General features: G+C 47.9%; 22 protein-coding genes. 18 read left to right on the forward strand and 4 right to left on the reverse strand.

The window, feature by feature from the left end:
- The first annotated feature begins 194 nt into the window (after positions 1-194).
- The 13 genes from yceD (at position 195) to QL223_RS07340 (ending at position 10,739) form a co-directional block, all read left to right on the forward strand.
- The gene (gene yceD, locus QL223_RS07280; RefSeq protein WP_002541719.1) at positions 195-725 is read left to right on the forward strand and encodes a 23S rRNA accumulation protein YceD; all 531 of its coding nucleotides are present in this window, start codon (positions 195-197) and stop codon (positions 723-725) included.
- Positions 726-730: 5 nt separating this feature from the next.
- Positions 731-901, forward strand: coding sequence for a 50S ribosomal protein L32 (rpmF, locus tag QL223_RS07285; RefSeq protein ID WP_002541721.1), 171 nt, complete (start codon positions 731-733; stop codon positions 899-901).
- A gap of 9 nt (positions 902-910) precedes the next feature.
- The gene (plsX, locus tag QL223_RS07290) at positions 911-1,936 is read left to right on the forward strand and encodes a phosphate acyltransferase PlsX (protein ID WP_002541722.1); all 1,026 of its coding nucleotides are present in this window, start codon (positions 911-913) and stop codon (positions 1,934-1,936) included.
- 5 nt (positions 1,937-1,941) lie between these two features.
- A complete protein-coding gene (locus tag QL223_RS07295) occupies positions 1,942-2,907 on the forward strand; it encodes a beta-ketoacyl-ACP synthase III (protein WP_281544329.1) in 966 nt (321 codons plus the stop codon).
- A 13-nt stretch (positions 2,908-2,920) separates the two neighbouring features.
- Positions 2,921-3,844, forward strand: coding sequence for an ACP S-malonyltransferase (gene fabD, locus QL223_RS07300; protein WP_002541725.1), 924 nt, complete (start codon positions 2,921-2,923; stop codon positions 3,842-3,844).
- 58 nt (positions 3,845-3,902) lie between these two features.
- Positions 3,903-4,637 carry a 3-oxoacyl-ACP reductase FabG gene (fabG, locus tag QL223_RS07305; RefSeq protein WP_281544330.1) on the forward strand — a complete coding sequence of 245 codons (735 nt, stop codon included), beginning with the start codon at positions 3,903-3,905 and terminating at the stop codon, positions 4,635-4,637.
- Between the two features lie 157 nt (positions 4,638-4,794).
- Positions 4,795-5,031, forward strand: a complete 237-nt coding sequence (gene acpP, locus QL223_RS07310; RefSeq protein ID WP_002541727.1) for an acyl carrier protein — start codon at positions 4,795-4,797, stop codon at positions 5,029-5,031.
- Between the two features lie 98 nt (positions 5,032-5,129).
- Positions 5,130-6,368 carry a beta-ketoacyl-ACP synthase II gene (gene fabF / locus QL223_RS07315; RefSeq protein ID WP_046305623.1) on the forward strand — a complete coding sequence of 413 codons (1,239 nt, stop codon included), beginning with the start codon at positions 5,130-5,132 and terminating at the stop codon, positions 6,366-6,368.
- A 103-nt stretch (positions 6,369-6,471) separates the two neighbouring features.
- On the forward strand, positions 6,472-7,281 hold the full coding sequence (gene pabC / locus QL223_RS07320) for an aminodeoxychorismate lyase (RefSeq protein ID WP_002541729.1): 810 nt from the start codon (positions 6,472-6,474) through the stop codon (positions 7,279-7,281).
- A complete protein-coding gene (gene mltG / locus QL223_RS07325; protein WP_281544331.1) occupies positions 7,278-8,291 on the forward strand; it encodes an endolytic transglycosylase MltG in 1,014 nt (337 codons plus the stop codon). The genes pabC and mltG overlap by 4 nt, the downstream gene beginning before the upstream one ends.
- Positions 8,288-8,923 (forward strand): dTMP kinase, encoded by a 636-nt coding sequence (gene tmk / locus QL223_RS07330; RefSeq protein WP_281544332.1) that lies wholly within the window; start codon positions 8,288-8,290, stop codon positions 8,921-8,923. The genes mltG and tmk overlap by 4 nt, the downstream gene beginning before the upstream one ends.
- Entirely contained in the window at positions 8,913-9,881 is a 969-nt protein-coding gene (holB, locus tag QL223_RS07335) for a DNA polymerase III subunit delta' (protein ID WP_002541734.1), read from the forward strand. Before tmk ends, holB begins: the two co-directional genes overlap by 11 nt.
- An 81-nt stretch (positions 9,882-9,962) precedes the next feature.
- Positions 9,963-10,739 (forward strand): YchF/TatD family DNA exonuclease, encoded by a 777-nt coding sequence (locus QL223_RS07340; protein ID WP_002541735.1) that lies wholly within the window; start codon positions 9,963-9,965, stop codon positions 10,737-10,739.
- A gap of 54 nt (positions 10,740-10,793) precedes the next feature.
- Here QL223_RS07340 and QL223_RS07345 read toward each other — a convergent pair whose 3' ends face one another.
- The gene (locus tag QL223_RS07345; RefSeq protein ID WP_002541736.1) at positions 10,794-13,574 is read right to left on the reverse strand and encodes a M16 family metallopeptidase; all 2,781 of its coding nucleotides are present in this window, start codon (positions 13,572-13,574) and stop codon (positions 10,794-10,796) included.
- Between the two features lie 479 nt (positions 13,575-14,053).
- Here QL223_RS07345 and ptsG point away from each other — a divergent pair, with 479 nt between their 5' ends.
- A complete protein-coding gene (ptsG, locus tag QL223_RS07350) occupies positions 14,054-15,487 on the forward strand; it encodes a PTS glucose transporter subunit IIBC (protein WP_281544333.1) in 1,434 nt (477 codons plus the stop codon).
- An 81-nt stretch (positions 15,488-15,568) separates the two neighbouring features.
- Here the strand turns inward: ptsG and QL223_RS07355 are convergent, their stop codons facing one another.
- Together QL223_RS07355 and QL223_RS07360 are read right to left on the reverse strand one after the other, a co-directional pair.
- Complete coding sequence (locus QL223_RS07355) at positions 15,569-16,468, reverse strand: lysine exporter LysO family protein (RefSeq protein ID WP_281544334.1); 900 nt, start codon at positions 16,466-16,468, stop codon at positions 15,569-15,571.
- A 119-nt stretch (positions 16,469-16,587) separates the two neighbouring features.
- Positions 16,588-17,508 (reverse strand): HDOD domain-containing protein, encoded by a 921-nt coding sequence (locus QL223_RS07360; protein WP_281544335.1) that lies wholly within the window; start codon positions 17,506-17,508, stop codon positions 16,588-16,590.
- A 454-nt stretch (positions 17,509-17,962) separates the two neighbouring features.
- On the opposite strand from QL223_RS07360, the gene QL223_RS07365 reads away from it, so the two are divergent.
- The 4 genes from QL223_RS07365 (at position 17,963) to QL223_RS07380 (ending at position 20,731) form a co-directional block, all read left to right on the forward strand.
- Positions 17,963-18,547, forward strand: coding sequence for a TfoX/Sxy family DNA transformation protein (locus QL223_RS07365; protein ID WP_002541741.1), 585 nt, complete (start codon positions 17,963-17,965; stop codon positions 18,545-18,547).
- Between the two features lie 132 nt (positions 18,548-18,679).
- The gene (gene dsdC, locus QL223_RS07370; protein WP_002541742.1) at positions 18,680-19,651 is read left to right on the forward strand and encodes a DNA-binding transcriptional regulator DsdC; all 972 of its coding nucleotides are present in this window, start codon (positions 18,680-18,682) and stop codon (positions 19,649-19,651) included.
- Positions 19,652-19,884: 233 nt separating this feature from the next.
- Positions 19,885-20,334 carry a TetR family transcriptional regulator gene (locus QL223_RS07375; RefSeq protein WP_002541743.1) on the forward strand — a complete coding sequence of 150 codons (450 nt, stop codon included), beginning with the start codon at positions 19,885-19,887 and terminating at the stop codon, positions 20,332-20,334.
- Between the two features lie 19 nt (positions 20,335-20,353).
- The gene (locus QL223_RS07380; RefSeq protein ID WP_002541745.1) at positions 20,354-20,731 is read left to right on the forward strand and encodes a hypothetical protein; all 378 of its coding nucleotides are present in this window, start codon (positions 20,354-20,356) and stop codon (positions 20,729-20,731) included.
- A gap of 74 nt (positions 20,732-20,805) precedes the next feature.
- On the opposite strand, the gene QL223_RS07385 is transcribed toward QL223_RS07380, so the two are convergent.
- The gene (locus tag QL223_RS07385; RefSeq protein ID WP_002541746.1) at positions 20,806-21,363 is read right to left on the reverse strand and encodes an outer membrane beta-barrel protein; all 558 of its coding nucleotides are present in this window, start codon (positions 21,361-21,363) and stop codon (positions 20,806-20,808) included.
- Positions 21,364-21,467 lie beyond the last annotated feature (104 nt).

Raw genomic sequence — 21,467 nt, forward strand, 5'->3', positions numbered from 1 at the left:
TTTTAAACTTGCGGAGGCGAGTGGGCTTGGGTGTCGTTTCATACCAATGTCCATTCGATGTTCTCAATTGCTAAGTACCTGTTGAACAGAAAATAACCTTTTTTCTTTTTCTCGGGCTTTTGAAGCGCTTGAATAGAAGTAAAGGCATAAATTTCTTTGACTCAGGCTACATTGGAGGCTAGAATTCGCGCCCTATGCAAAAGGTAAAGCTACCACTAACGGTTGACCCGTTTAGAAGTGCGCAAAAGCGACTTGACTACGATGGCATCATCGCTGTGAAGCAACTGGAGCGTATTGCTGAGGCAACTGAAGGTGTAATCAGTGATGCTGAAGTGAAGCTTTCGTTTGACATTGATGCTCAAGGGCTGAAGATTGTACGCGGAAACGCCAAGGTCGACGTCAATTTAGAGTGTCAGCGTTGTTGGAAAGCCTTCCCGCATCATTGTGAAGTCGAATTTATTTACAGCCCGGTTTTCAATGAAGATCAGGTTGGCAATTTACCGGATGCTTATGAGCCGGCATTAGTCGACGAAAATGGTGAGATTAACCTGCTTCAACTTATCGAAGATGAGTTGATTGTGGCTCTGCCACAGGTTGCCATGCACGACGAAGTAGACTGCGAAGTCGATTCTGATGGCATGGTATTCGGGGAAATCCCGCTTGCTGATGAGCGTCCGAATCCATTTGCCGTTTTGAAAAACTTAAAGCAAAGTAACGAGGAGTAGGGTCAATGGCCGTACAACAGAACCGTAAAACCCGTTCTAAGCGTGGTATGCGTCGTTCACACGATGCGCTGGGCACTTCAGCTCTGTCTGTAGATGCAACTTCTGGTGAAACTCACCTGCGTCACAACGTGACTGCTGACGGTTTCTACCGTGGCCGCAAGGTAATCAACAAGTAAGGTTGAGCCTTGACAGGTCTAACCATTGCACTTGATGCGATGGGCGGGGATTTCGGTCCTCAAGTAACAGTGCCTGCCTCCGTGCAGGCATTGTTGCATTTCCCCTCGTTAAAAGTGGTACTCGTCGGTGATCAATCCGAGATCACCCGCCAGCTCGTATCGCTGGATCAAAAAAATAATCCCCGCATTTCGATTGTTCATGCGGAATCTTCTATCGCCAATGACACACGTCCTTCGCAAGCTTTGCGCTCAAGCAAGGGCAGCTCGATGCGTATCGCACTCGAACTGGTTGCAGAAGGCAAGGCAGATGCCTGTGTGAGCGCAGGAAACACTGGCGCGTTAATGGCACTTTCCCGTTCTCTTCTTAAATTGCTTCCGGGCATTGATCGTCCTGCTCTGATATCCGAGTTGCCAACCATGGGCAACCAGCAAAGCTGGCTATTGGATTTGGGCGCAAATGTCTCGGTTGATGCTGATACCTTATTTCAGTTTGCCGTGATGGGTTCAGTACTGGCTGAAGAGCAGCTGGGCTATCAGCCATCAGTGGGTTTGCTGAATATCGGCGAAGAAGAGATCAAAGGAAATGATTTAGTTAAGCGCTGTGCAGAGATGCTGCAGCAGTGCTCTGCAGTGAATTACATCGGTTATGTAGAAGGCGATCAGCTTTATACCGGAAAAGCCGATGTGATTGTCTGCGATGGATTTGTCGGCAATGTAAGCCTGAAAACCAGTGAAGGTGTCGCCAGACTGTTTTTAGAAAGCCTAAAAATGCATGTTTTGGCGAATCCGTTTAAGAAACTGGTGGCTAAATGGTTATTTGGTGGGCTGTTTAATCGGCTCAAACACCTGAACCCCGACCAGTACAATGGCGCAAGTCTGTTAGGATTGCGCGGCATTGTAGTTAAAAGCCACGGACGTGCTGATATTTCCGCTTTCCAACATGCTATCGGAGAAGCGGTACACGAAGTCGAACGGCAACTACCTAATAAAATATGTGACCGTTTGGAAGCCGTACTACTCGAGAGGCATTATTAGTCTTCATGTTCAGTAAGATTTTAGGCACAGGCAGCTATCTGCCTGCGCAAATCCGCACCAATGCGGATCTCGAAAAAATGGTAGATACCAGCGACGAGTGGATCACTGCGCGTACTGGTATTAAAGAGCGTCGTATTGCCAACGAGCAAGAAACTGTTGCGACCATGGGTTATCACGCTGCGTGTCAGGCTATCGACATGGCGGGCATTGATAAGCAGGACATCGACCTGATTATTGTTGCCACTACCAGTGGTGAGAGTGCATTCCCTGCAGCAGCTTGTGATGTGCAGGCCATGTTGGAGATCAGTGGCTGCCCTGCATTTGATATTGCTGCGGCCTGTTCTGGTTTTGTCTATGCGCTGAGCGTGGCTGATCAATATGTGAAATCAGGAATGGCGCGCAACGCTTTGGTGATCGGCGCAGATCGTCTATCACACCTTTGCGATCCAGAAGACCGTTCAACCATCATCCTGTTTGGTGATGGTGCCGGTGCGGCTGTGATTGGGGCCAGCGAAGAGCCAAGCATCATTTCAACGCACCTTCGTGCAGATGGTAAATTTGGTGACCTGTTGAAAGTCAAATTTCCTCAGCGTGCGAAAGCGGGTAGCCCTGTAGAAGCTGACTCTTGGCTTCACATGGCGGGTAACGATGTGTTTAAAGTGGCAGTGACCCAACTGGCAAACATCGTTGCAGAGACGCTGGATGAAAATCAAATGGACAAGTCAGAAATCGACTGGCTTGTTCCTCACCAAGCCAACTACCGCATTATCAAGGCAACGGCGAAGAAACTCGCGATGTCGATGGATCAGGTAGTGATCACGCTTGATAAGCATGGCAATACGTCGGCCGCTTCCGTCCCTACTGCGCTTGATGAAGCAGTACGAGACGGACGCATTCAGCGCGGCCAAACGATTTTGCTTGAGGCCTTTGGCGGTGGTTTCGCCTGGGGTTCAGCTTTGATCAAATTTTAATAAGGAATACGCTATGTCTAACTTTGCTGTGGTTTTTCCAGGCCAGGGTTCACAAGCTGTGGGCATGCTGGCAGAACTTGGCGAACAGTTTGCCGTTGTTAAAGAAACATTTGCAGAAGCATCTGAAGTGCTCGGCTATGACCTTTGGGCTTTGGTTCAAAACGGTCCTGCGGAAGACTTAAACCAAACTCACCGTACTCAGCCAGCATTGCTGACGGCTTCTGTCGCTATTTGGCGAGTGTGGCAACAAGAGGGTGGTGCACAACCATCAGTGATGGCAGGTCACAGCCTGGGTGAATACTCTGCACTGGTTTGTGCAGGCGTGATTGACTTCAAGGAAGCCGTGAAGCTGGTTGAACTACGCGGACAACTGATGCAAGAAGCGGTTCCTGCAGGTGTTGGTGCCATGTCTGCGATTATTGGCCTTGATAACGACGCGATCGCGAAAGCCTGTGAAGAAGCGGCAGAAGGGCAGGTAGTTTCTCCGGTTAACTTCAACTCACCTGGCCAGGTTGTTATCGCAGGTAATAAAGAAGCGGTTGAGCGAGCAAATGCGCTGTGTAAAGCCGCGGGTGCAAAACGTGCACTACCGCTGCCAGTGTCTGTACCTTCGCATTGTGCATTGATGAAGCCCGCTGCAGATAAACTGGCGGTAGCTTTGGAAGAGCTTACGTTCTCAGCGCCTTCCATTCCAGTGATCAACAATGCCGATGTGGCAACCGAAACGGATCCTGCAGCGATCAAAGACGCGTTGGTTCGACAGCTTTATGGTCCAGTTCGTTGGACTGAAGGTTGTGAAAAAATGGCGAATGAAGGTGTTGAATTACTGCTGGAAATGGGCCCAGGCAAGGTACTGACCGGTCTGGCTAAGCGTATCGACAAACGTCTGAGCGCGGCAGCGGTAAATGATTCAGCTTCTCTGGAAGCAGCTAAGTAATAAATTCTGGGATTCACAGCCAGCGAGAGCTGGCTGTTTAATAAAGGAACGATAACTGATGAACCTGAACGGTAAAATTGCTCTTGTAACAGGTGCGAGCCGCGGTATCGGCCGTGCAATTGCTGAACTTCTGGTTGAGCGTGGCGCAACTGTTGTAGGTACTGCAACTTCTGAGAGCGGTGCCTCAGCAATTAGTGAGTATCTGGGTGAAAATGGCAAAGGTTATGCACTTAACGTAACCTCCGCTGAATCCATTGAGGCAGTGCTGAAAGCAATTAAAGAAGAGTTTGGTGACATTGATATTCTGGTAAATAACGCAGGTATTACTCGTGACAACCTTCTGATGCGAATGAAAGACGATGAGTGGCAGGACATTATGGACACCAACTTGACGTCTATCTTCCGCATGTCGAAAGCCGTGCTTCGCGCGATGATGAAAAAGCGTAAAGGCCGCATCATCAACGTAGGCTCAGTGGTGGGCACCATGGGTAACGCTGGTCAGGCAAACTACGCTGCAGCGAAAGCTGGAGTTGTGGGCTTCACCAAATCTATGGCACGTGAAGTTGCATCACGTGGGATTACTGTAAATACTGTGGCCCCAGGTTTCATCGAAACCGATATGACTAAAGCGCTGAACGATGATCAGCGTGCAGCGACATTGGCTCAGGTACCGGCAGGTCGTCTGGGTGATCCACGTGAAATTGCGGCGACTGTCGCATTCCTTGCATCAGATGATGCAGCGTATATCACGGGTGAAACACTGCATGTCAACGGCGGCATGTACATGATTTAAACAATAAAGTTGCACCTCTAAATGATTCAGGTCAAAATCCGATGGTTTATCAGCCAAATCGTGGTTTGACCAGCATTTCGGGTGTTGCAACTTCCACGTTATTGAATAAACTACTGCACATATCGCATCTGCGAATCTTGTAAGGAATAGTATTAATATGAGCAACATCGAAGAACGCGTAAAAAAAATCATCGTTGAGCAACTGGGCGTAGACGAAGCAGAAGTTAAAAACGAAGCATCTTTCGTTGACGATCTGGGCGCAGACTCACTGGATACCGTTGAGCTGGTAATGGCTCTGGAAGAAGAATTCGATACCGAGATTCCAGACGAAGAAGCAGAGAAGATTACTACTGTACAAGCGGCTATCGACTACGTTGTTAGCGCTTCTGAGTAATCGGAACAAGATCCTCCCAGGCGGTCACCTTGACCGCCTGAGTTTTTTATACCACCCCCGAAATTTCGTAATAACACCTTTCTCCGGAGAATATCATCGTGTCTAAGCGTCGTGTTGTTGTCACTGGCATGGGGATGTTATCGCCTGTAGGTAACACCGTTGAATCATCTTGGAAAGCGCTGCTGGCTGGCCAGAGCGGTATCCAGAGTATCACTCATTTCGATACCACCGACTTTGCAACTAAATTTGCTGGTTTGGTCAATGATTTCAACAGTGAAGATTACATCTCTAAGAAAGATGCCAAAAAAATGGACCTGTTCATCCAGTACGGCATCGCAGCAAGTGTGCAAGCACTTAAAGATTCTGGTCTGGAGATCACAGAACAAAATGCAGACCGAATTGGTGTAGCCATCGGCTCTGGTATTGGTGGTCTTGGTTTGATTGAGACTAACCACCGTGCGTATGTCGAAAAAGGCCCACGCAAAATCAGCCCATTTTTTGTACCGTCGACCATCGTAAATATGATCGCCGGTCACGTTTCTATTAATTACGGTCTTCGCGGTCCAAACATCGCGATCTCGACCGCATGTACCACTGGCCTGCACAACATTGGCCACGCAGCTCGCATGATTGCATACGGCGATGCTGACGCAATGGTTGCAGGTGGTGCAGAAAAAGCATCGACCGAACTGGGTATTGGCGGCTTCGCAGCAGCGAAAGCACTGTCTACCCGTAATGATGACCCACAAGCAGCATCACGCCCTTGGGACAAAGACCGCGACGGTTTTGTTCTGGGTGACGGTGCAGGCATGATGATTCTCGAAGAGTACGAGCATGCTAAAGCGCGTGGCGCGAAAATCTACTGTGAGCTGGTTGGCTTCGGTATGAGTGGCGATGCTTACCACATGACCTCGCCAAGTGCAGACGGTTCAGGTGGCGCTCTGGCGATGACCGCCGCTATCCGCGACGCGGGCATTTCTCCAGAAGAAATTGGTTACGTCAACGCACACGGTACATCAACGCCTGCTGGTGACGTTGCTGAAACCAAAGGTATTCGTTTGGCGCTTGGCGCTGCTGCGGACAAGGCGCTGGTATCTTCTACCAAGTCTATGACGGGTCACCTTCTGGGCGCAGCGGGTTCAGTTGAAGCGATCATTACTGCAATGTCTCTGGTTGACCAAGCAGTACCGCCAACGATCAACCTGGACAACGTAGACGAAGGCTGTGACCTTGACTACGTTCCGCATGAAGCACGTCAAGTGAAAATGGATTACGCGCTGTGTAACTCATTTGGCTTCGGTGGCACCAACGGTTCACTTATCTTCAAGAAAATCTAAGTCTTTTTGTTCGCCGGATTTTTTGGCGAAGAAGGTTTTTTTGATAGAATGCAACGGCTCGGGACTTGTGACCGAGCCGTTTTTTATTGTGCAGGGAATACGGATGATCCTCATAAATGGACAGCAAGTAGATACCGTAGCTTTCAGTGACCGGGCATTTCAGTATGGTGATGGTGTGTTCACCACTGTCTTGGTGAAAAATGGTCAGGCTTGTGACTGGGGTCGACATAAAGCGCGCCTCGAGCAAAACGTTTCTGCGCTGCACATTGAAGGCGTAGATTGGTCATCGTTATATCAGTGGGTCGACACTGTTGCTGATTCACTTAAAGGTACTGAAAGGGCAATACTGAAAGTCATTGTGTCCAGAGGCTCTGGCGGTCGTGGCTATAGTGCGGCGGGTTGCAACAAGCCAACAGTGACGGTTTCATCTCATCCATTTCCAACACAGTATCTGTCCTGGCGGAAAACGGGCATTTCACTGTCTCTATTGGAACAACGTATTGGCCAATCTCCATTAGCAGGCCTCAAACACCTTAACCGCCTAGAGCAAGTCATGCTCAAGCGAGAGGTCGAAAACTGTGGCACAGAGGATGGTATAGCCTGTGACATGAACGGACATGTCATTGAAACCTCAGCCTCAAATATTTTTTGGCGAATTGACCAAACCTTGTACACACCTTTACTTACTACTTCCGGTGTTGCTGGTACTATGCGGGCTCAGGTTATCTCAGTGGCCCAAGCGCTGGGTTACGCCACCAAGGAAGTATTGGAAACGCCTGACAGTTTGCTGAAAGCAGACGAGATATTCATAACAAACGCAGTAATGGGTGTCGTGCCTGTTCACTGTCTTGAAGGGAAAAACTACCGCGACTTCGATGCTTCTAGCGCGATCGCCTTAAGGTTGGATGTGTGATTAAGAAACTTGCGCTGATTGTATTGTTTTTAGCGCTGGCGGCTGCCGGCAGCGCATATTGGGCTTACACCCAAATCGAAAATTACGTTAACAGTGATATTAAACCGACAGAAACCTTGTTGGTGAATGTACCTGAAGGGTCAAACTATCACTCATTCACGCGCAAACTGGTTTCAGATGGCGTTATTGATGCCTCTCAATGGTCGCGTTGGGCAGCGAAAACCCATCCGGAATTGACCAAACTGAAAGCGGGCACTTTTCAGGTTCAGCCTGGTATCAGTCTTGCTGAGCTTTTTGCTTTAGTGCGTACTGGAAAAGAACACCAGTTCACCATTACCTTTGTAGAGGGCAGCACCTTTAAAGAGTGGCGTGAGCAACTGGCGGAAACAGATTACCTGACCCATGACACTGCCGATCTGACTGAAGCACAAATTGCAGAAAAACTAGGGTTGGAAGGTGAGAAAGTAGAAGGTCTGCTTTTACCTGAGACCTATCACTATGTGGCCGGTCAAAGTGAGCTTTCCATCCTGAAACGTGCCGCGACCCAGTTACAAGCTGCACTGGATGAAGCTTGGGGTTCGCGTCAGGAAGGGTTACCCATCAAGTCGGCTTACGATTTGTTGACGCTCGCTTCTATTATCGAGAAAGAAACAGCAGTTGATAAAGAGCGTGGAAAAGTCGCTTCTGTTTTTGTTAACCGCCTAAATAAGAGAATGCGTCTGCAAACTGACCCAACAGTCATTTACGGCATGGGTGACAGCTATGACGGCAACATACGTAAGAAAGATTTACGCACCCCAACGCCATACAACACCTACGTAATTTTCGGCTTGCCACCAACGCCAATCGCAATGCCGGGTAAAGCGTCTATTATTGCTGCAGCAAACCCTGCAGATACCCCATATTTCTATTTTGTGGCCGACGGTTATGGTGGCCATACGTTTTCCAAAACACTCGCACAGCATAACCGCGCAGTGAGAGAGTATTTAAAAGTATTAAGAAGCCAATGAGTAACGGAAAATTTATCGTCGTTGAAGGTCTGGAAGGCGCGGGTAAAACCACAGCAATCCGCAACGTTATCGAGACACTGAAAACCCAAGGTATTTCAGACATTGAAACCACCCGCGAGCCAGGTGGAACGCCACTCGCAGAGCAAATGCGTGCATTGGTGAAAGAGGGGCACCCCGATGAACCTTTAACCGACATGGCGGAGCTGTTGCTGCTTTACGCGGCGCGCATTCAATTGGTTGATAACGTTATCAAGCCAGCACTTGCCAGAGGCGCCTGCGTGGTGGGCGATCGCCATGATATGTCATCACAAGCTTATCAAGGCGGTGGTCGCGGCTTCGATCAGGATCTGATGCAGAACCTTCGCGACACCGTATTGGGCGACTTCCGTCCTGACTTTACGCTGTATCTTGACCTTGATCCTGAAATTGGCCTTCAACGTGCAAAAGCACGTGGCGAATTGGATCGGATTGAAAAGATGAAGCTGGACTTCTTCCATCGTACCCGTGCTCGTTACCTTGAGCTGGCAGAGTCCGACGACAGCGTTGTGATTATCGATGCTTCGCAGGACATTGACGCGGTATCGGCAGATATTCGTAAGGCACTGGAGAACTGGCTGAATCATGCAGGCTAAGCTCTATCCTTGGCATCAGGAAATCTGGCAAAACTGGCAGCAATTGCTCGGTCAGGATCGCTTGCATCACGCTGTGCTTCTGAGCGCACCAAAAGGAAGTGGCAAGATAGAACTTGCTGCCATCCTGGCGAAAACCATTCTTTGTAAGAATGGGGTCACTGAGCCTTGCGGCATGTGCCATAGCTGCCAATTGTTTGATGCTGATACGCACCCAGACTTCCACTGGTTGAAACCAGAATCTGAAGGCAAACAACTGGGTGTCGATGCGGTTCGTGCAGGCAATCAATACGCGTGGGAAACCTCTCAGCTTGGAGGCCAACGTGTTATTTTGATTCAAAATGCGGACCGAATGGGTGAAGCGGCCGCCAACGCACTGCTGAAAACACTGGAAGAGCCACCATCGCACTGTCACTTCATTCTCCTATCACAATCGATGGACACCATGTTACCGACGGTTGTCAGCCGCTGTAATAAGTGGAAACCCAAACTGCCGGAAGAATCAGTGGTGAAGCGTTGGGTTGAAGGCGAGTTGTTTGAGTCTGTTCCTCTGCAAGTGCTGCGTATTAACCGCGGGGCACCTTTAGCGGCAAAAGCATTTATTGAAGATGGTAGCGTCGGTAAGCACAAGGCATTAATCGATGCGTTTGCTGAGTTTGTAACTAAGAAGCAGGGCCTTTTTTCTGTCACTGACCTTATCGTCAAGGCGCAACAGGAAGGACTGCAATGGTTGAGCTTCTTTATGCTGGATATCATCAAGGTGCAGCAAGGCTCAGATGAAGCGATTGTCCACTGTGATGATATGAAAACTGTCCAGAACTTAGCGTCGGCCTTACCACAGGCAAAAGTCATGTCACAACTGATGGCCCTGAACCGCTTGAAAGCCGAGCTTTCAAAGCATACCGGCCTCAACAGTGAGCTCCTTATCAGCCGCTGGCTGACAGAATTTACTGCTTCCTAAATAGCGCGGGATGGTGAGCTATCCCGCTTCAAATATCGTATAATCGTCCGCTTTAGTCAGAAACCTATCGGAGAAAAAGACGTGCTAGTCGACTCGCATTGTCACCTCGACAAACTCAACTACGAAGATTTACACGCTGATGTAGGCGCAGTGGTGGATAACGCCAAACAGCGCGGCGTAGATTATCTGCTGTCTGTGGGTGTGACGCTGAAAAGTTTCCCAAAAATGATGGAGTTGATTCGCCCGTTCGATAATGTGTTCGCGTCATGTGGTGTTCATCCACTGGATATCGAAGAAGGCTTTGATTACGACACACTGAAAGCGCTGGCTTCAGATGATCGCGTGGTCGCGATTGGTGAAACAGGTCTGGATTATCACTACCAGCCTGAACTGGCTGAAAAGCAGAAAGACGCTTTCCGTCAGCACGTTCGTTTGGCAGTGGAGTTGAACAAACCTCTGATTATCCATACCCGTATGGCACGTGAAGACACGCTGCAAATTCTACGTGAAGAAAATGCGCAGAAAGTCGGTGGTGTTCTCCATTGCTTTACCGAAAGCTACGAAATGGCAGAAGCAGCGATTGAGCTGGGCTTCTACATTTCTATTTCAGGCATTGTTACCTTTAACAAAGCCTCTGAACTGAAAGACGTAGTGCGTCGCCTGCCATTGGAAAGACTGCTGGTAGAAACGGACTCGCCTTATCTGGCACCAGTTCCATTCCGTGGCAAGGAAAACCAGCCTGCGTATGTGCGTGAAGTCGCAGAATATGTGGGACTGCTGAAAGGCGTATCTGGCGATGAAGTGGCCAAGGTCACCACAGAGAACTTCTTTAAGCTGTTTTCTCAGGCGAAAAAGTGATAATAGGTAAATATAACGAAAAGCCGGGGATTATATATCCCCGGCTTTTCGCATTTATGGTGCTGACGGCAAATTTGTCACGTCTATCCGGATGGCGGATTTTGACGTAAATGCTTTCAGATATTGGTTTATATCTTCTTGTGTTAATGCGTCAATGACGCTGTCAGGGTTAACCACTGCCAGAGGGTCCGCATCTGCGAGCACATAATTAAACATCATCCGCGCCTGCTCTTGTGGTTGTGATAATCCATCTTGTAGAGCATGAGATAACTGCTTGGAGGTACTGCTGAATTCCTCTGGTGTCGCTCCATGTCCAATAGAGTCGGCTATCTTATTCAGCGCATCTCGTGCCTCTTTTCGTTTTATGATTGAAGAGCTCATGACAATAAGTAATTGCTGAGTATCTGCACCTTCAGGCCACACCACAAACGAGTAGGGAGAATAATCTAAACTCCCTGTCTCTCGGACTTGTTCTGTCAGGCGAGTGGTAAGAATGCGTCCCGCAATATCAGCCAGGAAATAGTCTTTGGTGGTTTTTTTCTCCGCATCCCGGGCGAACATGGTAAACAGCTCCACATTGTTACCTTTGGGACCAAAAGCAATGGTGAGTTCGTCTTTTTTCGGCTCTAACTTCACGTCATAGAGGCCTTCAGACGGCAAGTCTTTGAACGTCATGCCAGCGAGATAAGTTCGGGCAAGGGGTTTGAATTCATCGACAGCGATATCTCCAGCGATGACATATACAATCCCTCGATTGGTTTTCATCAGGTTGTCGTAAGCCTTTACCACATCATTAGCACCGACTTTTTCGTAATCCTCAGGCGTTAAAGTGTGGCGAACTGAATTCTCATCATAGATTTCATTTGAGACGGCCATCAGTGCTTTACCATCGACGGACTCAAGATATTGACGGTTATTCTTGATGAATTGCGCTTTATGGCGTTCGAACATCTCTTCGTCCAGCATGGCGTGCTGGAAGCCTTGGAACATGGAAGCAAGCACTAAGGGTAAAGAGGCTTTGGTGGAGCTACCATAAAATCCATGTAGGTGTTCCCATACCATAGGCTCTATATAGGCATTCTCTTTGACCATCAGTCGGTTGTAGTCATTGAACGAGAGCCCGCCAAGACCACTTTCAGAATAAGCGCCCGGCATCAACAGACCCGCAGGGCGCAAGGAGGGCGGAAGTGCTGCCAGGCCACCTTTAGAACCGGCATATACATGAACATCATCGCCTGAGTTTGGCATGTGTCTCAGGTACACAGTAACGCCATTACTGAGTTGCCATTCGGTGGTGTTGGCATCGAGATCTTGTATCGCCACAATCTCACCGGTTTTGTCAGGCTGAGGGAAGTCCGAAACCACGTCTGGCAGAACTAACACATTACCGGTCTGCTTGAACGCCTTTTGCATATCAGCAATTAAAGCCAGTTGTTCCTGCTTTACTTGCTCAGTAGGGTCGATGTGATGTTCTAATGCAACGAGCGATTGTACATCCTTAGTCGAGAGCAATGATTTGAGTTCTTTATTGAACCAGGCTTTATCTGCACGGTTGACGAAGACGGTCGACAATGACTTGTAGGTCTCCGGTGACAAAGTCTGCCTGCCTATCATGCGGAAAAAGACATGGTCTTCGGCATAATTACGTGCGGTATAGTTGTCAGCGAATGTTGACTCAAGCTTCAGGAAATCACTGGTTTGAGCCTCAATTTCTGGCGTACTCAGTCCCTGATCACGCAAGGTGGCCAGTTCTTGGCCAAGAAACAGCATTGCTTCCAGTTGATTCGACGTTTCGTAAGAAACCTGAATGCTAAGAATCGTTCGCTCAACCCACTGAATCAATTGTGCATGAGTGCTTTGTACAGGAGCATCAAGATCTCTGGCACGGTCATTCAAGCGTGTGCTGATAGCATTCGACAAAATACTAGCGGCAGCAAAGTTTTCAAAGTCAGCTGCGGTCTCCATTGGGTTTTCGCCCAAATCAAACAGCAAGGTCGTGGAGGGGAATGAAACATCATTCACCTGAACGAAACTGTTTTCTCCACGGCTTAGCGGAGAGACTTTATGGATTGGAGCCTGTTGATCTGTCGCCGTCCAGGTCGCGAAGAGTGCGCTGATCTCTTTGAGGGTTGAAGCTGCATCGACATCACCTGCAATGAAAATTTCGCTGCGGCTTGGTGTGTAGTGGGTTTGATAGAAATCTCTTAATCGATTTTCAGAGACATTTCGGATGCTATCTTCGGTACCAAGGACATCCTCGTCGACGTTATATAGCTGTTCGGCAATCAGTCGATAGATTTCAAAATCGGCGCTGCTTGCGTCGCTGTGACCCTGAAAAGAAAAGCGAAACTCCCCTAACACTACCCCTTGTTCCTTGGTGATCTCTTCGGGGTCCAACGTCAGTGAAGTCGCGATTTCCCGATACCAAGCCAAAGTATCAGAGAGCTTCTCATTTGAAGGAAGGTCTACCTCGTAGACGGTATGAGTGTATGAAGTAAACGCGTTGAGATGTTGACCAAAAGCCACACCTTCGTCGCCAAACAGCGAGACAATTTCATTCTTAGGGAAGGCTTCGCTGCCATTGAACGCCATATGTTCCAGGAAGTGGGCGTAACCTTTCTGATCTTCAGCCTCGTCTCTTGAACCTGTGCGAACCATGAAGCGTGTGGATACGGCTTGGTTGGGCAACTCCTTAATGTGAACAATCAATCCATTCTCTAATGTCTGGGTCTGCCAACTGCTATCGGCACTGAATGGCTGATCAATCAAAGTGCTTTGACAGCCGGTGACAAGAGCCACCAACATCAAGCAAGCAAAGCGTTTTATTATTTTCATCTTTATTCCTGTCTAGCCAGAACTGAACTGAAAATATACGGCAAAGCAGAGATCGGACTGAAAGTAACTGACTGGGTTTGCGAGCTATACATGGTGTAAATGTATAGCAATGAAAGATTAACAAATACATAGGGTTAAGTGATAAGTCCCACTGTAACGGAGAGAGGTTACTTAGTACTAATTTCGTTACATTAAATAACTTAAAGTGAAACAAAATTTTGTTGAACGAAGATCAATCAATCTCAGCTCGATATTTATTTAAATCCATTTAAATCATAAACTTACAGAGTATCAAAAGTGCTAACCAGACTGTTTTGTGTGTGATCTATATTTACTTTCTGAACAACAAAATCGTGTTACGTAGTCACTGTAACTGAGCAGTCTTATATTACTCAGCGAATTACATAAGTTACTGGGTTGTCGAGAACTCGCATCGGTTTGAGTTTAAAAGCAACTCAATATTAATCAGGAGCGTTTTTATGTTTAAAAACCTGTTTGCGAACATGCAAAAAGTCGGTAAGGCGCTGATGCTGCCTGTATCGGTTTTGCCGGTTGCGGGTATCTTGCTGGGTGTTGGTGCTGCCGACTTTAGCTGGCTGCCTTCTGTTGTTTCACAAATCATGGAAAGTGCCGGTGGTTCGGTATTTGGCCAAATGCCACTGCTGTTTGCAGTAGGTGTTGCACTTGGCTTTACCAATAACGACGGTGTTGCAGGTCTAGCTGCAATCGTTGGTTACGGCATCATGGCTGCCACGCTGGGCGTGATGGCACAAGTGATGGGTGTAGAGAAGATCGATACTGGTGTGCTTGGTGGCATTCTGGTTGGTGGTGTGGCCGCTTGGGCATTCAACCGCTTCTTCCGTATCCAACTGCCTGACTACCTTGGCTTCTTTGCGGGTAAGCGCTTTGTTCCAATCATGACCGGCTTCTGTGCTATCGGTCTGGCACTGCTGCTTTCTGTTATCTGGCCACCAATCGGCGCTGCAATCGGTGCATTCTCACACTGGGCAGCTAACCAGAACCCAGTAGCAGCATTCGGTATCTACGGTATCGTTGAACGTTCTCTTATCCCATTTGGTCTGCACCACGTTTGGAACGTACCTTTCTTCTTCGAAGCAGGCTCATGTGTGAACGCTGCAGGCGAAGCGCGTACTGGTGTACTGACTTGTTATCTGGAAGCAGACGCGGCGTCTCGCGCAGCGGGTAATGGCTTCGGTCAGCTGGCTGGTGGCTTCATGTTCAAGATGTATGGTCTGCCTGCAGCAGCGATTGCAATGTGGCACACCGCGAAACCAGAAAACCGCGCGAAAGTGGGTGGTATCATGGTTTCAGCAGCGCTGACTTCATTCCTGACAGGTATCACCGAACCAATTGAGTTTGCATTCCTGTTCGTTGCACCAGTTCTGTACGTTATCCACGCAATTCTGGCAGGTACTGCATTCGTACTGACCAACATGCTGGGTATGGTTCACGGTACGTCATTCTCACACGGTCTGATTGACTTTGTGGTGCTGTCTGCGAACTCTCAGAAAATGTGGCTGTTCCCAATCTTGGGCCTGTGCTACGCAGTGTTCTACTACATCGTATTCCGTGTTGCTATCGTGAAGCTGGACCTGAAAACTCCAGGTCGTGAAGACGAAGATGAGACTGCGACAGCGGCTGCGGGTTCAGAATCTGAAATGGCGAAGAACCTGGTTATGGCATTCGGTGGTAAAGACAACATCACGGGTCTGGACGCATGTATCACACGTCTGCGTGTCGCTGTAGCAAGCGTTGATAAAGTTGACCAAGACCAACTGAAGAAACTGGGTGCGGCTGGCGTAGTAATGGCTGGTGGCGGTGTTCAGGCTATCTTCGGTACCAAGTCTGACAACCTGAAATCAGACATGGACGAGTGGATCCGTAACAACTAATTGATAATAGCGTTCCCCCTCGCTATTAAAAAAGGAGAGCTTCGGCTCTCCTTTTTCTTTGTCATCTCGTCGCGTTATTCATCATAGAGCGACAAAGAACAACATGAGTATCGGAACCAGTAAGCTCAGGATAAACCCACTGACGATAGCAATAGGTACACACTTCACGCCGCCCGTGGTTTGAATGATTGGAAGGGTAAAGTCCATTGAGGTCGCGCCGCCGTAACCGATAGCGGTGAGAGGGTAACGGGCAATAAGCAGAGGAATAAGAATAATCGCGACAAGCTCGCGAGAAAGTTCCAGCATAAATGAGGCGCCACCATAAACAGGGCCAAGCGCATCACCCATCAAAATCCCCGCCAGAGAATACCAACCAAATCCGGAAGCCATCGCCAAACCATAGTTGTAGGGAAGGTCGAGAATCCAAGCAGCGAGAAGCCCACCCAGCCAGGAAGTAACGATGACAATCAGCGCAACACTCAGCCCTTTCTTATTCAGAATAATTTGTTTTAGTGTCATGCCACTGTTGCGAAGCTGAATGCCAATCAGGAAAAGAAGGATAAGCAGAATACCTTCGCTGGCAGGATCTACCCAATCCAAAGGAATTGGAAGAACTAATCCGAGGATGAGGCCACCACCCACGACAAACACCAGTTTGATGGACTCCTTTGCCATAGCAGTAATCGGTACTTCACGTTTGTGCTGTTCGGTTTTAGTTTTGAGTACCTTATCTAAAAGCGGCAGCGCTAAAAGGTTAAAGACTCCGATACAAAAGAAGAAGGTGACTGCAAGAAGTAGGATCTGATTGAGGTTGCTGGAAAGGTTATCCAGCGCAGCAAGGCTGAGCCCCATTAAGCCAAGAATAACAAAGACAAGATGGGACGTGGAACGATTGATTTTTTCGAGCAAGGATGCCTTTTTGATCGTAATGAAATAGCCAACGACCAGAGGCAGGAAGATATAAAGCATGCCGGGAAGCATTCGCGTAAGACCTTATTGATAAAAAAGAAATCGCGATGAGAGTATCAGTCGCGATCCAATCAGGTCAATCTGTGTGCGAAAACTAGGTCAAAATTTCAGTGGGAGCTGGAATGCCGGCATTAAAAACCACAGTTATCGATGATGTTATTCAGTTGACTTCGGAAGTCTCTTTCATTCAAATTCGACAGCTCATAGAGCGCTTCAGCGCCTGCCAACGTGATTTCTACTTCATGCTCATCAATGTCTTCATCTTTGGCTCTGAACATCAACAAATGATTCGCCATCTTAGCGACATCCAGATAAGAAACGTCTTCGCTGGCTTTTCTGATCCGGCGGTTGAGCGACACTTCCACAAAGTCTAAATCGAAGCCCCAGCTTTTAAGGATGAAACGACTGGCTTCACGACTGACAGTGAAAAAGACGTGGCTGGCGATTTCAAAATCCAGATAGTTACCTTCTTCTGTGTAGTCGTGAAACGCCTTCACCGCGCTGTAAATACCAATGTCAGCCAATAGGCCAATTAACAGGGACTTTTCGACTTCGAGATGGAGGTTTTCTTCATCATAACCACGCACCTTTTGGCATAGCAGTGCCATGGTGGAGCCAAACTCCCGAGACGACGTCGCGCTTTTTTTCAGAAGGGCATTACATTCCTTGCTGAAAGGGGAGTTGGTTTTCAAGGTTTGAATCGCATGAGCGGTTGCAATGCCGAGTACGCGTTGAATGCCTAAACGGGATACAGCCATGTTGATGTCATGGCAAGGACGATTGGTGCGTGGGCTAAATACCGCTGAGTTTGCAGAGCGAATCACAGCCGCGGTTAATGTGGCATCATCCAGGAGGAGCGTTGCAACATCACGAACGGTTGTATTGGGCTGATTACAGGCGCGCTGGAGCTTAACGACGACGTCAGGAATGGGAGGAAGCTCAAGAGTGCCATCTTTCAGCTTGCAATAAACACGCTGGAAAAAATCAGTTTCTATGGCTCTGAGGTATTTTTCACGGTCAGGGGAGACCCAGAATAACGATAGATGATCCATCTTTTTAGACTCGAAAGAACGCTGAGTTAATAGTAATTGTCTCGTGTTTTAATTGAAATACATCTGTTGATAAATTTGAACGAAAGGCACTTTATCCCCTTTCTTGTATAGCTATCCATGCAGTGTGCTGGCTGACAATCTTATTAGTAGATAAAACGCAAGATTGATCAGCTGTAAGTGCCAGTTTTTGAAGTAATCTAACGTTTGTGAAGAAATATCCCTGCAAAAAAACGTAACAATTTGCGAGTGTAACCGCTCAATTAACATGATATAAACATAAAAATTACATCCAATAACCGTGACGGATGTTGCAAAATGGCTACAGTTTTCGGTGTTGGGTGATCTGGTGCATGGTTTTCTATGCCCTAATGCGTCATCATTAATTCGCGTTGAGAAATTACGATATTTAAACCGAAACTTTTTGGTTTATTTTTTGGGGAGAAAGGAGGCACACGTGTTGGAAGTTAAAAGTGGCTTTGTAGAGTACTTGTCGCAGTTTGGCGAGACTGAAAAACGTTCAATGTTCGGTGGAACTGGCTTCTTCGTGAGCGGAGCTATGTTCGCACTGGTTAAGGAAGACCGTATTTACCTGCGTGGTGGTAACGACCTAACGCAAAATCTCATCGACAAAGAGTGCAAGAAATTCGTTCACGTTAAGAAAAGCTCTACCGCTATCGTGAACTACTATGACATCACTGATCTTTACGAAACGGAGGATCAGGGGTTAGATGTGATGGTAAAAAAGTCCGTAGAGAATTCGGTAGCAGAGAAAGAATACCGCGACTCCAAGCTCAACAAGCGTCTGCGCGATTTACCCAACTTGCGTTTGACCATTGAGCGTATGCTTAAAAAAGCGGGCGTAGAAGATGTAGATACCTTCTTCTCAATGAGCCCGGAAGAATTGTTCCGTAAAGTGCAGGAAGCACACGGTTACGATGTCGACGTGAAATTACTTTGGATGTTCGCTGGTGCCCAAAACGGTACTCACTGGACATTGCTGAGCGAAGAAACCAAACAACAACTACTTCGCGCAATCTAACTTATATCTCAATGCCCAAAAAGCCGCTTAAAGCGGCTTTTTTTATGCCTGTATCTTAGAGTTTTAGGGTTAAAACCAGATCTGTTATTTCAAGTGATGAATCTCGCCTGTTGATTGGCTAGGTGTACCCAAATGGTGATTATTGCTAAAGTCTCGGTATCACCCAAAAAACAAAATAAAACAATGAAATTGCCTCAGCTTTCTTCTTCCTTACTTGCCGGGTTGCACTGTTTCTCTGTCGTGGCTGAAACCATGAGCTTCACACGCGCAGCTGAAGAGCTCCACCTGACACAGAGTGCGGTTAGTCACCGGATTAAGAAACTAGAACAGCGACTGGAAGTGTCATTGTTTGTTCGAAGACCCCGCCATTTATCCCTTACCAACGAAGGTGAGCAGCTAAAGTTGGTGGTAACCGAACAGTTTTCTGCCATCAGCTTTAAACTCCTTGAACTCAATCGGGCCAAGCCTTTTGGCGATTTCATTATTTCAGCCCCGCCGACGTTTTCACAAAAGTGGTTAGTGCCAAAACTTGCCCAATTTTCGGAGGCTTTCCCAGATGTCACCTTACATCTCAGAACCCGAAACGATCTTATCGATTTCAAAGCCGAAGCTTTTGATTGTGCAATTTACTTTGGCCATGGACGCTATAACGGTCTAATCAGCCATCACCTGATGGATGATGCCATCGTGCCGGTTTGCAGCCCTGAATATGCAGAGCGCCATTCGCTTTTCGACAACCCAGAGAAACTGGCTCAGTGCCAGCTTTTGCATGATGCGGCCCCTTGGGCAAGCGCCAGTCTCAGCGACGAGTGGCTTTATTGGGCCAATGCTAACGGGCTTGAACTCAATGGCACCAACCATAGTTTTGATCGGGCAGATCTTGCTTTGGATGCAGCAACATGCGGTATGGGCGTTGCGATAGGCCGCATGGCTTACATACAGGATTATCTGATGTCCGGAAGATTGGTTGCACCGGTAGATCGACCTGTTAAGTCACCCTACAGCTTCTATCTGGTCTATCGGGAAGAACATCAGGGAAACGCAAAGATACTGGCATTCAAACAATGGTTGGACAGCCAGTTAAGCGTGCTGAATGACGCCTAACTTCACTTATCAATTGGGCAGTGCTGCATGGTTATCCTGTCATCAGGTTAAGTCACGTCGGCGTAAACTTGGATTCGCCACATAAAGTGACGGCTAAATATAAAAAACCGCTGCGAAATCAGGTAACATTTGCGATTAGGGATGTGAGCTATCTGAAGATAAACGCGCGAGCAACAGCGCGATGGCTATGTAACCCAGCGCTGAGCGCTGATTTGGGTGGGTTTAAGGGAATAATGGCGAAGAACACCAAGCAAGGCGCTTTAGAAACAGAGGCGCTTATCTATCGCACCATCGTTGAAATCTTTATGGAACAAGGTTGGGATGCTGTCACTTACGGCTCTATCGCCAAAAGAACCGGACTGAGCCGAAGCGGTATCCAACGTGTCGTGCCGACAAAAGAGGATATGGTGAGTGCATTTCAAGGGCAGGTACTGGCTTACGTCACCAGCCAAATCGACACGACTGACAGTGATTCTATTAAACGAACCTGGATTGAAGCGCTCTCTGAAACCCAATTCTCTAACTGCATCCGTTATCTATTGGGTGCGGTGAATGGTGGTGACCAAGGCAAACAAAAAGTTGCCTTTGGTGTTTCCAAACTGATTGAGCAATTTGGCCAGCCCATGGTCATTGAGCTTATCGGCTTATCAGCAATTTACTTATTAGAAATCGACATTGAATAATCATTTCAGGAGCTAGGTAATGAGAAAAACCGGTCTGAGAGGATTGGCGTCAGGAGCTGCTCTCGCAGTTATCTTGACAGGTTGTGCCATCAAGCCCGCAGAAGAAATCACAGTGTATAAAACCAAGGGTGCGGTTCAGTGTGAATCGTCAGGCATGAGTATCTTTGAAAGTGAGAGCTTGCTGAGAAATAGCGGCGTTGATCTTATCTCTTCACAATGTGGAGTGTTGGAAGGGATGGGATTTGCCCAGATGTGTGGTGGAAAAACCGGTGATATTTTGGTTCACACCATCAATGCACGTTATGAAGACTTGGCCGCTTCCATGGGTTATGAGCCTGTCGCAACGCTGATCACTGAAGACACACCTCAGGGTTTCAATGTGGTGGATTGCCAATAGAGTTATCACCTAAGGTCAACAGAACCTAGAAAAAAGGCCTCTCATTTGAGAGGCCTTTTTAAATGTTCCGTCGCTTAGAACTTGAAGCGGGTGGTGAACATGAACTGGTCACCGTAAGCTTCATTGAAGCGCAGCTGAGAACCGATAGAGAAAAGCTCAGTCGCGTGGAAACGAGCATTCACAGAACCGAAAATGTCATCATCGTCTGAGATAGAAAGGTGACCAATTTCAGCACCTACTTCCAGTTGTGGAGTCAGCCACTGACGAAGACCCAGGTTTACTTCCACACCAAACTCTGTGTCGTGGTTGTATTTTCCGCGCTGCTTCATGGTGCGAAGACCCAGCTCACCATAGACGTCTGCCCAGTTGTTTACTGGCGCATGGAAACCGATTGCTGCAGTGGTATCGAAATCAGATTCGAACTCAGTGTCGACTTCGGCGCGGATGTGCGCATTCGGGTGAATCGAAGTGCTGAAACCAACACCGTAAGTGACTGGGCTGATACCAACGCGAGCTTCAAAGTAGTCGTAGCTGAAGTTGCTCATGGTTGTGTCGTTAGCAGCACTTGCAGCAGAGAAGCCAGCAGAAGTCGCGGCAGCCAGCAAAATACCGGCAATCTTGGTTTTGCGCATCAAAAGGGTCTCGTGAAGAAAATATTGTGTGCGTATTCTAATAGAAGTCGCTTTTGCGAAACAACAGCATAGCACCTTAATCTGGCGCTATGACCGTTATTTTG

Origin of the sequence: Grimontia sp. SpTr1, from assembly GCF_947387585.1 — a bacterium.
Classification (GTDB): Bacteria; Pseudomonadota; Gammaproteobacteria; order Enterobacterales; family Vibrionaceae; genus Enterovibrio; species Enterovibrio indicus.